General features: G+C 35.2%; 16 protein-coding genes. 13 read left to right on the top strand and 3 right to left on the bottom strand.

Features of this window, described 5'->3' with window-relative positions:
• The 13 genes from ACK4M9_RS10775 to ACK4M9_RS10715 all read left to right on the top strand — a co-directional run bounded on the left by ACK4M9_RS10775 (position 1) and on the right by ACK4M9_RS10715 (position 11,814).
• Positions 1-399, top strand: coding sequence for a cytidine deaminase (locus ACK4M9_RS10775; RefSeq protein WP_409850240.1), 399 nt, complete (start codon positions 1-3; stop codon positions 397-399).
• On the top strand, positions 392-1,297 hold the full coding sequence (era, locus tag ACK4M9_RS10770; RefSeq protein ID WP_409850238.1) for a GTPase Era: 906 nt from the start codon (positions 392-394) through the stop codon (positions 1,295-1,297). Before ACK4M9_RS10775 ends, era begins: the two co-directional genes overlap by 8 nt.
• Before the next feature lie 300 nt (positions 1,298-1,597).
• Positions 1,598-1,741, top strand: a complete 144-nt coding sequence (locus tag ACK4M9_RS10765; protein ID WP_409850235.1) for a YqzL family protein — start codon at positions 1,598-1,600, stop codon at positions 1,739-1,741.
• Positions 1,742-1,779: 38 nt separating this feature from the next.
• Positions 1,780-2,529 (top strand): DNA repair protein RecO, encoded by a 750-nt coding sequence (recO, locus tag ACK4M9_RS10760; protein WP_409850233.1) that lies wholly within the window; start codon positions 1,780-1,782, stop codon positions 2,527-2,529.
• A gap of 338 nt (positions 2,530-2,867) precedes the next feature.
• Complete coding sequence (gene ccpN, locus ACK4M9_RS10755) at positions 2,868-3,518, top strand: transcriptional regulator CcpN (RefSeq protein WP_409850231.1); 651 nt, start codon at positions 2,868-2,870, stop codon at positions 3,516-3,518.
• A 113-nt stretch (positions 3,519-3,631) separates the two neighbouring features.
• Positions 3,632-4,444: a pyruvate, water dikinase regulatory protein gene (locus tag ACK4M9_RS10750; RefSeq protein WP_409850229.1), complete on the top strand. Its 813-nt coding sequence runs from the start codon at positions 3,632-3,634 to the stop codon at positions 4,442-4,444.
• Positions 4,445-5,037: 593 nt separating this feature from the next.
• Positions 5,038-5,499: a YaiI/YqxD family protein gene (locus tag ACK4M9_RS10745; protein ID WP_409850227.1), complete on the top strand. Its 462-nt coding sequence runs from the start codon at positions 5,038-5,040 to the stop codon at positions 5,497-5,499.
• Between the two features lie 64 nt (positions 5,500-5,563).
• A complete protein-coding gene (gene dnaG, locus ACK4M9_RS10740; protein WP_409850225.1) occupies positions 5,564-7,372 on the top strand; it encodes a DNA primase in 1,809 nt (602 codons plus the stop codon).
• 101 nt (positions 7,373-7,473) lie between these two features.
• On the top strand, positions 7,474-8,589 hold the full coding sequence (gene rpoD / locus ACK4M9_RS10735; protein ID WP_409850223.1) for an RNA polymerase sigma factor RpoD: 1,116 nt from the start codon (positions 7,474-7,476) through the stop codon (positions 8,587-8,589).
• 169 nt (positions 8,590-8,758) lie between these two features.
• Positions 8,759-9,295, top strand: a complete 537-nt coding sequence (locus ACK4M9_RS10730; RefSeq protein WP_409850221.1) for a hypothetical protein — start codon at positions 8,759-8,761, stop codon at positions 9,293-9,295.
• A 158-nt stretch (positions 9,296-9,453) separates the two neighbouring features.
• The gene (locus tag ACK4M9_RS10725; protein WP_409850219.1) at positions 9,454-9,837 is read left to right on the top strand and encodes a c-type cytochrome; all 384 of its coding nucleotides are present in this window, start codon (positions 9,454-9,456) and stop codon (positions 9,835-9,837) included.
• Between the two features lie 151 nt (positions 9,838-9,988).
• Positions 9,989-10,696 (top strand): tRNA (adenine(22)-N(1))-methyltransferase, encoded by a 708-nt coding sequence (locus ACK4M9_RS10720; RefSeq protein ID WP_409850217.1) that lies wholly within the window; start codon positions 9,989-9,991, stop codon positions 10,694-10,696.
• Positions 10,693-11,814 carry a Nif3-like dinuclear metal center hexameric protein gene (locus ACK4M9_RS10715; RefSeq protein ID WP_409850215.1) on the top strand — a complete coding sequence of 374 codons (1,122 nt, stop codon included), beginning with the start codon at positions 10,693-10,695 and terminating at the stop codon, positions 11,812-11,814. Before ACK4M9_RS10720 ends, ACK4M9_RS10715 begins: the two co-directional genes overlap by 4 nt.
• A gap of 76 nt (positions 11,815-11,890) precedes the next feature.
• On the opposite strand, the gene ACK4M9_RS10710 is transcribed toward ACK4M9_RS10715, so the two are convergent.
• From ACK4M9_RS10710 to vrrA, 3 genes are all read right to left on the bottom strand, one after another.
• Positions 11,891-12,829 (bottom strand): 4-hydroxy-3-methylbut-2-enyl diphosphate reductase, encoded by a 939-nt coding sequence (locus tag ACK4M9_RS10710; RefSeq protein WP_409850213.1) that lies wholly within the window; start codon positions 12,827-12,829, stop codon positions 11,891-11,893.
• 233 nt (positions 12,830-13,062) lie between these two features.
• Positions 13,063-13,560, bottom strand: a complete 498-nt coding sequence (locus ACK4M9_RS10705) for a CarD family transcriptional regulator (protein WP_409850211.1) — start codon at positions 13,558-13,560, stop codon at positions 13,063-13,065.
• Between the two features lie 319 nt (positions 13,561-13,879).
• The gene (gene vrrA / locus ACK4M9_RS10700) at positions 13,880-14,428 is read right to left on the bottom strand and encodes a VrrA/YqfQ family protein (RefSeq protein ID WP_409850209.1); all 549 of its coding nucleotides are present in this window, start codon (positions 14,426-14,428) and stop codon (positions 13,880-13,882) included.
• Positions 14,429-14,502: the final 74 nt, after the last annotated feature.

Here is a 14,502-nt window from a genome sequence, read left to right as displayed (position 1 = left end):
ATGGATAGGACACATCTAATAGAAGAAGCAAAAATTGCAAGAGAAAAAGCTTATGTTCCGTATTCTAAATTTAGTGTCGGGGCAGCATTGCTTACGACGAGCGGGAAAATATATCATGGCTGCAATATTGAAAATGCTGCGTACAGTATGTGTAACTGTGCTGAACGAACAGCGCTTTTTAAGGCTTATTCTGAGGGAGATAAACAGTTTGATACATTATGTGTTGTTGCAGACACAAAACGTCCTGTGCCTCCTTGTGGAGCGTGTAGACAAGTAATTGCAGAACTTTGCCCTGCTGATATGAAAGTGATCTTAACGAACCTACAAGGTGATGTTGAAGAAACAACAGTTGAAAGATTATTACCAGGAGCTTTTTCACCGGAGGATCTACATGAATAAATCAAAATTTAAGTCAGGTTTCGTTTCTATTATAGGAAGACCAAATGTTGGGAAATCAACATTATTGAATAATGTTATTGGCCAAAAAATTGCAATTATGAGCGATAAGCCACAAACGACTAGAAACAAAGTACAAGGTGTTTATACTGAAAATGATGCCCAAATCATTTTTATTGACACCCCGGGAATACATAAACCAAAGCATAAGTTAGGTGACTTTATGATGAAGGTTGCCTACCAAACATTAAGAGAAGTTGATCTCATTTTATTTGTTGTCGATGCTAAAGAAGGTTTTGGCGCTGGTGACCAAATGATTATTGAGCAGCTACAAACAGTAAAAACACCAGTGTTTTTAGTCATTAATAAAATTGATTTAATTCACCCAGATCAACTTTTTAAATTTATTGATGAATATCGAGTGAAATATAATTTTGCAGAAATTATTCCTGTTTCAGCATTACAAGGTAATAACGTAAATACGTTAAAAGAACAAATTATTCAGAACTTAAATGAAGGACCTCAGTACTATCCAGCAGACCAGGTGACAGACCATCCTGAACGTTTTATTGTATCAGAACTCATTCGTGAGAAGGTTCTTCATTTAACAAGAGAAGAAATTCCACATTCAATTGCCGTAGGGATTGAGCAAATGAAACAACGTGAAGGTGGAACGGTTTATGTAGGTGCTACGATCATTGTTGAAAGGAGTTCGCAAAAAGGGATTATTATAGGTAAACAAGGGGCAATGCTTAGAGAAATTGGCAAACGAGCTAGAGGAGATATTGAAGTATTGCTTGGATCGAAAATATTCCTCGAACTTTGGGTGAAAGTCCAAAAAGATTGGCGAAATAAACCTGGATTTCTAAGGGATTTTGGCTTTAGAGAAGATGAGTATTAAAAAAGCGAAAAAATAAAAGACAATGGCTTTTTTCGGCCATTGTCTTTTGTTTTAAAAATAAGATAAAATGTAATTAGTTAGTTTTGATAAATAATTAATAAATATAGCAGTACCCTCCATTTATAATATACACAAATAAAATTAGTAATTTTTCCTTAACATGTTTTTCGCAAATAAGGTCACTCTAATTGTTATAGCGAGGTCTAGGATAGCTTTTATAAAAACTAAAATGTTGATAGAAAAGTTAACAGACAGTAATGGAATTCAGTTTCTCGAAAAAAAGAAAGGGTGGATTGTCTTATGTTAGATTTTTCCTGGAAGGTATTTTCGATGACAGGTAACGTCGACACTTACTTAATTTTAAAGGAAATTGAAAGAGACACTACGCAACCGATAGAGGAGTTTACAGAGAAGCTAGATGAAATAGACACTCCTACAAATTGATCTTGTTTGCTATCCTTATATAGCGCGGTGATCAACAAATGTTACAAAGAGTAGAGGGAATTGTTATTCGCACAACTGATTATGGTGAGGCGAATAAAATATTAACATTGTATACTAGAGAATTAGGGAAAATTGGAATGATGGCTCGTGGTGCAAAGCGACCAAAGAGCCGTCTATCTTCAATTTCCCAGCTTTTTACCCATGGGCAATTTGTTTTTCAAAAGACTTCGGGATTGGGTGTTTTAAATCAGGGAGAGATGATAAAATCGTTTCGTGACCTGCGAAGTGATATTTTTTTAACAGCTTATGGGGCTTACATTGTTGAACTTTTGGATAAATTAACTGATCAAAATGACATAAATCCATATCTATATGAACTTCTTTTTCAAACATTAAACTATATGGATGAAGGTTATGATTATGAAATATTAACAAGAATATTCGAAATTAAGATGTTAAAGATTGCAGGTATTGGTTTACAAGTTGATGGCTGTTGTCATTGTGGCACCACTGAGGGAGAATTTTCTTTTTCAGTTAAGGAAGGCGGATTTCTTTGTCACCGTTGTTTACATGTCGATGAAAGAACAATAAAAATAAATTCCGGTACAGCAAAGCTAATTCGTTTATTTTATTATTTTGATTTAAATCGATTAGGATCAATTTCAGTTAAACAAGAAACAAAAGAACAGTTGAAACAAGTTGTAGAAGCTTATTACAATGAACATTCGGGATTATACCTGAAAAGTAAACGATTTCTGAGTCAATTAGATAAAATGGGCTTTGAATAACCTTAATCAAGATACTTCAATTTAGAAGGTATCTTTTTTAAATTATCTAAAAAGAATATTTTTCCAATTTCAATGAATATCATAATTCATTAATTTCGCTACTAAATTTAGTATGATATAGCTCGATTAAGGTAATTATGAAATTCACTCATTTAAAAGGTATGTTTTTTAAAATTCGTCAGTTAATTACAAGAAGTAATCTTTGAAATTCATTTATTATAGTATATAATTATCCAAAAAGCATAACACATTTGATTAGAGTAAACACCATTACATAAACCTATCGGTTACTAAGAAATAAGTAAGTATATTTTAAAAGCTTTACGTTTAATTGTGTTATGGAGGCGGTGAGAAAAATCGAACTAAATACAAGGCAAGAGCTTATTTTACAAATCGTAAAAGATAATGGGCCAATAACGGGAGAACAAATTGCAGAACGGTTATCACTAACTAGGGCAACATTACGCCCTGATTTAGCGATCTTAACGATGTCGGGTTTTTTGGATGCTCGTCCAAGAGTAGGATATTTTTATACTGGGAAGAGTGGTAGTAGGCAGTTAACGGAAAGATTAACGAAAATAACAGTGCAGCAATACCAATCTATTCCTGTTGTAGTCACTGATTCTTCATCTGTTTATGATGCCATTTGTACAATGTTTTTGGAAGATATCGGGACTTTATTTGTAGTTGATCAGAATTCTTCTTTGGTTGGAGTATTATCAAGGAAGGATCTATTAAGAGCGAGTATTGGTAAACAAATGCTTGAAACAATACCTGTAAGTATTATTATGACGAGAATGCCAAATATAACGATTTGTTTTAAAGATGACTTAATCATTGATGTCGCGAAAAAGCTCATCGAAAAGCAAATTGATGCCCTGCCAGTAGTGAAAAGTGATAATAGTGGGAGATATGAGGTTGTTGGGAGAATTACGAAAACAAATATTACGAAAGCGATTGTAGATCTAGCAAATGATGAGCTTGTTTAGAAAAATAAGTTTTTTATTTAAAATGGGTCTAGTTTTTAAGAGGAGATATTATGTCAGGTTTTAATTTATTTTTTCATGGAAGAGTAAATTAAAATTTGAAGATGGAGGTAAGAATGCAAATTATCAATCATCCAATTGTCTATGTAGTTTCTGATTCCGTTGGTGAAACAGCAGAATTAGTCGTTAAAGCAGCAGCTAGTCAGTTTAATCATTCAAATATAGATATCAGAAGAATTCCTTATGTGGAAGATAAGGAAACAATTGAGGAAGTAGTGATATTAGCCCAAGAAGTAAATGCAATTATTGCATTTACGCTAGTAGTGCCGGATACAAAACAATATTTGCTTGATCAAGCTGAGAAGGCTGGAGTTACAACAGTTGATATTATCGGTCCGATGATGAATACACTGCAAGTTTTAACAAATAAAGAACCAAGGTATGAACCAGGGTTAGTGCATAAATTAGATGAAGATTATTTTAGAAAAGTTGAAGCGATTGAATTTGCGGTTAAGTACGATGATGGTCGTGATCCACGAGGGATTATGAGGGCTGATGTTGTGCTAGTGGGTGTTTCTAGAACTTCAAAAACTCCACTATCTCAATATCTGGCACATAAGCGGTTAAAAGTAGCAAATGTTCCACTCGTTCCTGAGGTAGGACCACCGCCAGAACTTTTTTCGATCTCACCAAAAAAATGCGTAGGTCTAACAATTAGTCCGGAAAAATTGAATGATATTCGTGCTGAACGATTAATAGCACTTGGTTTAAAAGCGGAAGCTAACTATGCCAATATGGAGAGAATAAAGCTAGAACTTGAATACGCAGAGAAGATTATGAATAGAATTGGCTGCCCAGTCATTAATGTGTCGAATAAAGCTGTAGAAGAAACAGCTAATTTAATATGGAATATGTTTAACGGAAAATAAAATGAGTTACAGCATAAAGTGGACAAAGCTTTGTGCTTTTTTTTTTTTTTTTTTTGTATGAAAAAAGTATTAGATCATTAACTATTACCTTTAAAATGAGAGTTAAAATTTTTTATTAAAGTTCGATAGATTCCCTTTCTCTTTGCTCTAAAATTCGTTAGAGTTTTACAGCAAAGAGAAAGGGAATGTGGGGAATTTTTAAAGGCAGGGTTTGCCACCATACGGGGAGAAGTCGGTTGTTATTTTTGAATAAAAATAATTTTTTTTTAAAAATATGGCTAGAATGGTAAATTTGGCTTATAATGAAATATTGTGATCAAAATTTATGCATAATTTTGTATTGGAACAAATAAATTAAAAAAGTCAAGATATAATTTAATTTTTTTGGTAATGATAGTAAGGAAGTTAAAGAAGGACCTCTTTACTTGGTTCTAACTACAATCATTAATCTTATTAAAAGAGTGCATCGACGTAATGATATTTTGCGGGAGGAAAGTCTTAGTCTTTCTGATACTTTAACGCTTCAACAAATCCGCAACTTTCTTAAATTACAAAAAAGAAGGATTTCTTTAGGAGATGTAGAATAGTCAATTATGAGTAATTATGAACAAACAGTTTATGTTGATGCTGACGCATGTCCAGTAAAAGACGAGATCGAAGAGCTTTGTCGAAAATATAAGAAAAAAGTAGTCTTTGTTGCATCTTATGCACACTCACTGCAACGGCAGGAAGATTCGATCATAGTGATGGTCGATTCTCGTATGGAAGAAGTAGATCTTTATATCGTTAATCATTGTAAGCGTGGTGATATAGTTGTAACTCAGGACCATGGTTTGGCCTCTTTGTTATTACCAAAGGGAATAATAGTTATCTCACCAAGAGGAAAGCAATTTTTAAATGAGACGATCGAAGAGCTATTACTCGCAAGATATTTAGGAAAGATGCAAAGAAAAGCTGGATTGAAAACAAAAGGGCCTAATAAGTTTACAAATGAAGATATTATAAAATTTATTAAGCAATTTGAAAATATTTTGTCTAACAAAGAAGGATTTTAGCAAAATAACTCGAATTAATATACTCCGACCTCTAAAATGAGGGAGTGAGAATGGTGTGAATATCATGGGTAGTAGAATTTCTGAAGAAAAAATCGAAAAGATAAGAAATTCTGTAGACATTGTTGATGTCATTGGTGAATATGTTCAATTAAAGAAACAGGGACGAAACTTAATCGGTTTATGTCCGTTTCATGGCGAAAACACACCTAGTTTTTCTGTATCACCTGAAAAACAGTTATACCACTGTTTTGGTTGTGGTGCAGGTGGTAATGCTTTTTCATTCATAATGGCAATTGAGGGGTATGAGTTTTTAGACTCGGTAAAACATTTAGCAACCCGTACGAATATTGACTTGCCTGAATTAGAAAAATCAGAAACTACAAATGCCAATAGCGAATTAACAGCAATGATTGCAGGAAATGAGTTGGCATCTAAGTTTTATCACCATTTACTAATTAATACTGAGCAGGGAAAAGAAGCCTTGAACTATCTATTAAAAAGAGGCTTTACAGAGGAAATGATTAATCACTTTTCTCTTGGGTTCGCTCCTGATTCCTGGGAAACACTAACTCAATTTCTTCAGAAGAGAAATGTCCCACTTCATTATATGGAAGAAATTGGACTGCTATCTAAACGAGATTTTGACGGGAAATTATTTGATCGTTATCGAAACAGGGTCATGTTTCCAATTTGGAACAAGGATGGTAAGGTCATTGGTTTTGGGGGAAGAGTTTTAGGGAATGAACAACCTAAATACCTAAATAGCTCAGACTCAAAATTATTTAACAAAAGTAATATTCTTTATGGATTACACATGGCAAGACCAGAGATGAGAAAGAAAAACGAAGTCGTTTTATTTGAAGGATATGTAGATGTCATTGCTGCCTGGAAAGCAGGAGTGAAAAATGGTGTTGCAACGTTGGGAACAGCAATTACAGATGAGCAGGCAAAGCTTATTAGAAGAAATGCTGAAACCGTTATTGTCTGTTATGACCGGGATAATGCCGGATTAAAAGCAACTTATCGAGCAATACAAATTTTAGAGGCAAATAATTGTTTCGTGAAGGTGGCGAGACTCCCAGAAGGGTTCGATCCTGACGACTTTATTCAGAAATTCGGTGCAGAGAAATTTCGAACGGAAGTTATTAATGCTAATCAAACACAGATGGCGTTCAAGATGAATTACCTTCGCAAAGGAAGAAATCTCCAAAATGAAGGCGAAAGAATGCAATACATAGAGGATGTTTTATCAGAAATCACATCCCTTTCAAAGTCGATTGAACGAGATCATTACGTAAGGCAACTTGCTGAGGAGTTTTCCCTTTCTTTAGATGTAGTAAAGCAAGAGCTTCATCGGCTTTATAACTTAAAGAAAGGTAAAAACATTAGTGAAACAAAGCAAGATAAACCAATCATTAAAAATAGATTTGCAGCACAAAAACGTCTCTTGCCTGCATTTCACAATGCTGAAAGAATTCTTTTGGCTCATATGATGAAAGATATTAACATTGCAAGTACAGTTCAGGAAAAAATAGGAGGTAATTTTAATATTGATGAATATCAGTCAATAGTAGCCTATCTATATGCTTATTATGCGGAAGGGAATGAACCTAACTCTAGTCAATTTATTCAAAGATTACACGATCAAAAATTAGCAAGAATTGCAACTGAAATTGCGATGATGACAGTTAGTGAAGAATTGTCGGAGCAGGAGCTGCATGATTATTTTAAACAAATCACAAACTATCCAAAGGTCGTAAAGATTGAAGAGAAGGAACAGGAACGCAAAGATGCTGAGAGCAGGGAGGATTACGCTCTAGCTGCTCGAATCGCTATGGAGATTATTCGAATGAAAAAGGAATTAAAGCACTAATTGCTTTTAAGATAAATAAAAAATACCGTTCTAACACTTGCAACAATCGTTGTTTAGATATGTATAAGCTTGTAGTTGAACTATCGGAAGGAGGGGGTCGTATGGCAGAAAAACCTGTTCGCCCAGTGGCAGAAGGAGAATTGTCAATCGATCAAGTTAAGGAACAATTAGTAGAGCTCGGAAAAAAACGGGGTGTGCTATCATATGCCGAAATTACAGAAAAACTATCTGGTTTTGAGCAAGATTCAGACCAAATGGACGAGTTCTTTGAATACTTAGGAGACCAAGGTATCGAGGTATTAAACGAGTCTGACGACATTCCAAACATTCAAGAGGTTGCAAAAGAAGAAGAATTTGACTTAAATGATTTAAGTGTTCCACCAGGAATAAAAATCAATGATCCTGTTCGAATGTACTTAAAAGAAATTGGTCGCGTACCACTTCTCTCTGCAGAAAATGAAATTGAACTAGCTAAGAAGATTGAAACTGGCGACGAAGAAGCAAAGCGTAGATTGGCAGAAGCCAACTTGCGGCTAGTTGTTAGTATCGCAAAGCGTTATGTTGGTAGAGGAATGTTATTTCTTGATCTAATTCAAGAGGGTAACATGGGTTTAATTAAGGCTGTAGAAAAGTTTGACTATGAAAAAGGTTATAAGTTCAGTACTTATGCAACATGGTGGATACGTCAAGCAATTACCAGAGCTATTGCTGACCAAGCTAGAACAATTAGGATACCGGTTCACATGGTTGAAACAATTAATAAACTAATCCGTGTTCAACGTCAGCTACTTCAAGACTTGGGTCGTGAACCAACTCCAGAAGAGGTTTCTGAAGAAATGGATCTCACTCCTGAAAAGGTTCGTGAGATTTTAAAAATTGCTCAAGAGCCAGTTTCCTTGGAAACGCCAATTGGTGAAGAAGATGATTCGCACCTTGGTGACTTTATTGAGGACCAAGAGGCATTAGCACCTTCAGATGCAGCAGCGTACGAGCTTTTAAAAGAGCAATTAGAAGACGTTCTCGATACGTTAACTGATAGGGAAGAAAACGTTCTACGACTTCGTTTTGGGCTTGATGATGGTCGTACACGTACACTTGAAGAGGTGGGTAAAGTCTTCGGAGTGACTCGTGAGCGAATTCGTCAAATTGAAGCGAAAGCACTAAGGAAACTTCGCCACCCAAGCAGAAGCAAACGACTTAAAGACTTTCTTGAATAAAATTTTCGATAATGGTTTACTTCAGAGATGAGGTAAACCATTTTTTAATACATTTTGACAAGTAATCGTTTATGACTTTCATCCTGTTTTGTTTACAATATTAGATAAAACCTTCCAACAAAGATAAAACATGCTAGAATAAGGTGACATCGTCAAAAGGAGTAAAGGCATGGAACGAAAAAAAATAATCATAGATGAAATCAAATATTGGAAAGAGAATCGACTCTTACCTGAACAATATTGTAATTTTTTATTGAGTCTGTATACAGAAGGTGAAGAAACAGGCACCCAAAAAGAAGAAAAAGGAAACTCTGCTGTAAGTTTTTTACCGCTTTTAATCACTACTTTCGGTTTAGCGATATTCGGATTAACATTTCTTGTAATTTATTTTACTGACTTTTCTCCGGTTTTGCAAATCGGTCTTGTAATTATTTTTAGCGGCTTAATGTTTCTCGTTGCAACTCAAGTAAAAAGGGTTGATCACAGGTTTGTTCATTTTTATATTTTGTTAGGAGCGTTAATGTTTTTTTTAGCCACTATAGAGACAGTTAACTTCATTTTTCCTAATCAACCTCAAATATTATTAGGTGCTGTATTTTTTACGTGTGTTATGTGGCTAGTTATTGGGAAAAAATATAAATTGATCTATTTTATGATATCTGGTGCAATTGGTATTGCGATTGTCGTATACTTTTTATTTAAATAACGATAGCAATACTCCTATTTCTATGTTGTAAATGTGAACAATTTAGATGAATTTCGCAAAAATTATGCTTTTCCCTTTTCTAGTACACATTTTTCAAGTAAAATAGCAGTAGTCTGTAAATGTTCTTATTAAAGATAATTATGTGAAGGAGTGGCAGTATGAGAGGAAAACCTTTATACGGCTATGCTGCAATCGCAGTAGTAGGTTTAAGCCTTATGATTGTTTTATCCTTTATTGGTGTAAACCAAAAGGATGCTAGGTTAGCTTTAGAAGGGGACGGTGAGCAACCACAAGAAACGGTTGATACGTCAGATCCTATGGCTTTAGGAGAACAAGCTTATAAATCTACATGTATTGGCTGTCATGGCGGTAACTTTGATGGGCCAGTGTACAGCTTACAAGGATTGGCTGACAAACTCTCAAAAGAAGAGGTCATGTCAATTATTAAAGAGGGCCAAGGAACAGGGATGCCAGCCTTTCCTAATTATGATGAGGCTGAATTAAGTGCAATCGCTGAATATTTACTAGAAACAGCAAAGTAAAGTGAAAGAAGGATTGTTATATACAGTCCTTTTTTTTATTTTCCAAGAGCCATTAATTGTTAGAGAACTAAAGTGAAAAAGGGTGTATTTGCATCCCTTTCACTAAAAGTTTAAGATAAAAGAAGAATACATAAAAGTTTAGGTGAAGCCGATGAATGAAAGTAACTTGTCAAAACGATTATTACAAGTAGCAGAGCAAATCCCTATGGGAAGTAGATTGGCTGATATTGGTTCAGATCATGCTTATTTGCCATGTTACGCTCTTAAAAATGGAATGATTACGTCAGCAATTGCTGGAGAAGTAAATCATGGTCCATTTCAATCAGCAATTGAACAGGTAAAGAAATTAAATTATCAAGAGCAAATAACAGTTCGAAAAGGTAACGGTTTGGAAGTAGTTAATAAGGGTGAGGTTGATGTAATTACAATTGCTGGAATGGGTGGCCCGTTAATTGCCTCAATTTTAGAAGCTGGGAAAGAGAAATTAGGCGATATAAAACGGTTAATATTACAGCCGAATGTAGCTGCGAACCAAATTAGAGTTTGGCTAGAAACAAATAGCTGGTATCTAATTAACGAAGTAATTCTTGAAGAAGATGGCATTATCTACGAAATCCTAACAGCCGAGAAATGCGGAGAAAGTCCTTACAGTGAAGATAATTATCAACTAGAGCTATTATTAGGTCCTCTTTTAATGGAACAACGAAGTGATATTTTCGTCAAAAAGTGGACGACTGAACTTAATGAATGGAGAAAAATTGTTAGTCAATTTGATAAAGCAAAGCAGACCGAGGAAGTTCTAATGAAAAAGCAGGAATTATTAATGAAAATAAAGCGTGTTGAGGAGGTCTTGCAATGAAAAAATTGGCAAATGGCCAGGCGATTATTCAAGCCTTCGAAAGTTGGTCACCAAAATCACTAGCAGTTGAAGGCGATAAGATTGGTCTACAAATTGGAACATTAAATAAACCAATAAAAAAGATCATGGTAGTTCTCGATTTGCTCGATACGGTTGTAGATGAAGCAATCGAGGAAGCAGTTGATTTAATTATTGCCCATCATCCAATTATTTTTCGTCCATTAAAGGCTATTCAAACAGATCGTCCTTACGGAAAAATTGTTGAAAAATTGATAAAGCATGATATCGCTGTTTATGCTGCCCACACCAATTTAGACGTGGCAAAAGGTGGGGTAAATGACCTAATGGCACAAAAGCTAGGGTTAGAAAACGTTGAGGTATTGTCAGCTACAACTGAAATTAAGTTAAAGAAGCTAGTAGTATTTGTTCCAGTTGAGCATTCGGATACTGTCCGCGAGGCATTGGCAAGTGTAGGGGCTGGACATATTGGTAACTATAGTCATTGCACGTTCAATTCAGAGGGGACAGGAACGTTTAAACCTGAATTAGGAGCAGACCCGTTTATTGGGAAGACAGGTAAGCTCGAATTCATTCAAGAAACTAAAATAGAAACAATTTTTCCCGCCCACCTTCAAAATAAGGTGATTTCCAGATTATTAAAGGCTCACCCATACGAAGAAGTCGCTTATGATATTTATTCGTTAGACAATAAAGGTGAGCAGTTAGGGTTAGGGAGAGTAGGAGTACTTAAAGAAGAATTAACACTAAAAGAATTTGCGCTTTTCGTAAAAGAAGCTTTTGAAGTAGAAGGGTTACGAGTAGTGGGTAAATTAGAAGATAAGGTAAGTAAAGTGGCTGTCTTAGGCGGTGATGGCAACAAATACGTTTCTAGTGCCCTTTTTAAAGGTGCTGATGTCTTTGTTACTGGGGACGTATATTACCACGTTGCCCATGACGCGATGATGGAAGGACTTAATTTGATTGACCCAGGGCATAATGTCGAAAAAATAATGAAAGAAGCAGTGAAAAACTTTTTAGAAAAGTTCCTTATTGAAAATAAGTACGATACGAAAGTTATCTCCTCGAATTTAAATACTGACCCTTTTACTTTCCTGTAAGGAGCGAGGGTTCCCTTTTGCTGATGATTGCTTTTGGGAGAATACTAATGTAAAAAACGGGCCAAATTTGGCCCGTTTAATCTTTTACTTTTGGTAATATCTTATTTAGTGGGACTTTCTTCTCAATCGTCCACGTTGATGGGTCTTCTTGATTGTACTGCTCTAAGAAATTTATCACTTCTTTTGTTATCGGAGTAGGTGTGGAAGCACCACTTGTAACAGCCACTTTATTAATGCCCTTTAGCCATTCTAAATTCAACTCGGATATATCAGCAATTCGGTACGAAGTCGTGCCAGCGATCTCTTCAGATACCTGAGCTAGACGATTTGAGTTATTGCTTTTCGGATCACCAACGACGATCAGAAGATCAGCTTCCTTTGCTTGCTCGGCAACAGCTTCTTGGCGAACTTGTGTCGCAAGGCAAATTTCATTATGGATTTCTGCTTTAGGAAATTTGTCTAAAGCTGCTTTCATAATGTGAGAGACATCCCATTGGCTCATTGTCGTTTGATTTGTAATGATAATGTTATCGCTAACGATTTGAAGTTGTGCTACATCTGAGACATTCTCGACAAGGTGAACATGATCTGGTGCAACACCAATAGCTCCTTCTGGTTCAGGATGATGTTTTTTGCCTATATAGATGATTTCATAGCCCTTTTTCGTTTTTTCTGAAATTAAGTCATGGGTTTTGGTCACATCAGGACAAGTTGCATCAACTGTTGTAAGTCCTTTTTCTCTAGCAATTCTTCTTACTTCTGGGGAAATGCCGTGTGCTGTAAAGATTACTGTTCCTTTTTCGATCTTACTAAGGATATCAAGTCGATTAGGTCCATCAAGTGTAATGATACCATCTTCTGAAAAAGCATCAGTAACATGTTTATTATGAACGATCATTCCTAATATATAAATAGGCCGTGGTAAATCTAAATTTTTAGCCGTTTGTCTCGCTAATACCATTGCATCAACAACACCATAGCAATAGCCACGTGGCGAAATTTTTATTACTTCCACTATTGGGAGCCTCCTCTATTCTTTATGGAAGAAAGTAAGCGCTAAAAGTGCTAATGACCTAACTTTCCTTCATTCATTATAAGTGAAGTGTTGTAAGTTATGCAATGAATTAGCGGTTGTCAGGTCATTAAGAGTGTACGGTTAATGAGAACATTTAAAAAAACTAAGACCTTCGCCATTATGGACGTTAGCCTTAGTTTTACATTTTATGCTAATAGGTACCGCAACTATTTTTAAGCACCTTGTGAGATTTGTACATATTTATCTATAAAAGCGTAAGCTTCTTCTTCAGACATATCGTTAGCAAGCATTAGTTCACTTACAATAAATTGTTTAGCTTTATCTAGATTTTTACGATCTTGAATGTGTAGTCCATTTGTACGTTCATAATCCTTTAGGCTCAAATTTGCAATGACATGAGCAGCATCAATAATATTACCACTTTTTAATAAATTTTCATTTTCTCTTGAATATTGCTTAGGATTTTCGTTTTTAGTTTGAATACCGTTTTGAAGTGCATAGATAAGTTCATCTAGTTGATTTTCTTCAATTACCTTTCTTAATCCGGAACTGTTAATACGATCTTCAGGAAGCATTAATGTTACATCATTTAAAGGAAAATACAAAACAAAGTATGATAATTTTTCCCCTAAGACTTCCTTTACCTCTATATCGCGAATTGTTCCAGCACCGTGATATGGATATACAACGTGATCACCTACATTGAACATAAGCATACCTCCAAACGTTTTCTATAACAAATAAACATCTATTCTCCTATACATTTAAACCAATTAGTAACAATTTTTGGGAGAACAGTACAAATTAAGCGGAGCATAATATGTAAAAAACAGTGGTAATTATTTGTGAAGATTAATGAGGATAATTACAAGTATAACACATTTGTTTGAAAAAGAAAAATTTTACAACAATTACCTGTCTTTTTGTTTACTATTATAGTATGTCCTAACAAGCTGATAATATGTATGAAAAGAAGAGGAAGCTCAAAAAAAATTTTCGAGACCACCTCTAATTTTAGGTATAGTTAAGTTAAATATATAGTTTTGGGGCTGGGAGACCTCGAGCAATTTCCATAGAAGAGCTCTTTTTTGAAGGCAACGTAGTTATTTTTTTTCTTGTAGAAGGACTTTTTTTGTCTTTCGTTTTCGTAGTGGGATTTTTTTGAGATTTTTTCTTTGATTTTGATTTTTTCACTTGCTGTTTAACACTAGTTTCTTCAACAGAGGCTGTTTCATCGTCACCACTTTCTGAACTGCCACTATTTCTCATCATACTAATGAGGGCTGGTAATGATTTTACGAATGGTGCATATTGTTGCACCATAGGACTAACTTGTTGGAAAACGCCAATTGCTTTTTGGGCGTTTTGTAGCATACCTAAAATGTTAGTGAAGCCTCCGCCCCCAGCTTGCGCACCTCCTAAGAGTTTCGATAATATTCCACCGGACTGTCCCATTACACCTTGTTGAAGTGGTAGACTACTTAGCTGGTTGGCTGCACCTCCTTGGAACATACCACGAGTTAACATTGAGGTCCCAGGAGCGATAGGTGGCATTTGCGGTGTTGGCATTGGATACATAAGCTCCATCCTTTCTAAAACATCATTCTCTACAATTAGGTATATGCACTTATATAAATGGGTGTGCTGTAAAT

The organism is Anaerobacillus sp., from assembly GCF_046314235.1.
GTDB lineage: Bacteria > Bacillota > Bacilli > Bacillales > Anaerobacillaceae > Anaerobacillus.
This window is presented reverse-complemented; position numbering and strand designations above follow the sequence as displayed.

Coding starts and splice junctions, on each gene's coding strand:
- ACK4M9_RS10775 (WP_409850240.1), top strand. CDS start 1: ATGGATAGGACACATCTAATAGAAGAAGCAAAAATTGCAAGAGAAAAA.
- era (WP_409850238.1), top strand. CDS start 392: ATGAATAAATCAAAATTTAAGTCAGGTTTCGTTTCTATTATAGGAAGA.
- ACK4M9_RS10765 (WP_409850235.1), top strand. CDS start 1,598: ATGTTAGATTTTTCCTGGAAGGTATTTTCGATGACAGGTAACGTCGAC.
- recO (WP_409850233.1), top strand. CDS start 1,780: ATGTTACAAAGAGTAGAGGGAATTGTTATTCGCACAACTGATTATGGT.
- ccpN (WP_409850231.1), top strand. CDS start 2,868: ATGGAGGCGGTGAGAAAAATCGAACTAAATACAAGGCAAGAGCTTATT.
- ACK4M9_RS10750 (WP_409850229.1), top strand. CDS start 3,632: ATGCAAATTATCAATCATCCAATTGTCTATGTAGTTTCTGATTCCGTT.
- ACK4M9_RS10745 (WP_409850227.1), top strand. CDS start 5,038: ATGAGTAATTATGAACAAACAGTTTATGTTGATGCTGACGCATGTCCA.
- dnaG (WP_409850225.1), top strand. CDS start 5,564: ATGGGTAGTAGAATTTCTGAAGAAAAAATCGAAAAGATAAGAAATTCT.
- rpoD (WP_409850223.1), top strand. CDS start 7,474: ATGGCAGAAAAACCTGTTCGCCCAGTGGCAGAAGGAGAATTGTCAATC.
- ACK4M9_RS10730 (WP_409850221.1), top strand. CDS start 8,759: ATGGAACGAAAAAAAATAATCATAGATGAAATCAAATATTGGAAAGAG.
- ACK4M9_RS10725 (WP_409850219.1), top strand. CDS start 9,454: ATGAGAGGAAAACCTTTATACGGCTATGCTGCAATCGCAGTAGTAGGT.
- ACK4M9_RS10720 (WP_409850217.1), top strand. CDS start 9,989: ATGAATGAAAGTAACTTGTCAAAACGATTATTACAAGTAGCAGAGCAA.
- ACK4M9_RS10715 (WP_409850215.1), top strand. CDS start 10,693: ATGAAAAAATTGGCAAATGGCCAGGCGATTATTCAAGCCTTCGAAAGT.
- ACK4M9_RS10705 (WP_409850211.1), bottom strand. CDS start 13,560: ATGTTCAATGTAGGTGATCACGTTGTATATCCATATCACGGTGCTGGA.
- vrrA (WP_409850209.1), bottom strand. CDS start 14,428: ATGTATCCAATGCCAACACCGCAAATGCCACCTATCGCTCCTGGGACC.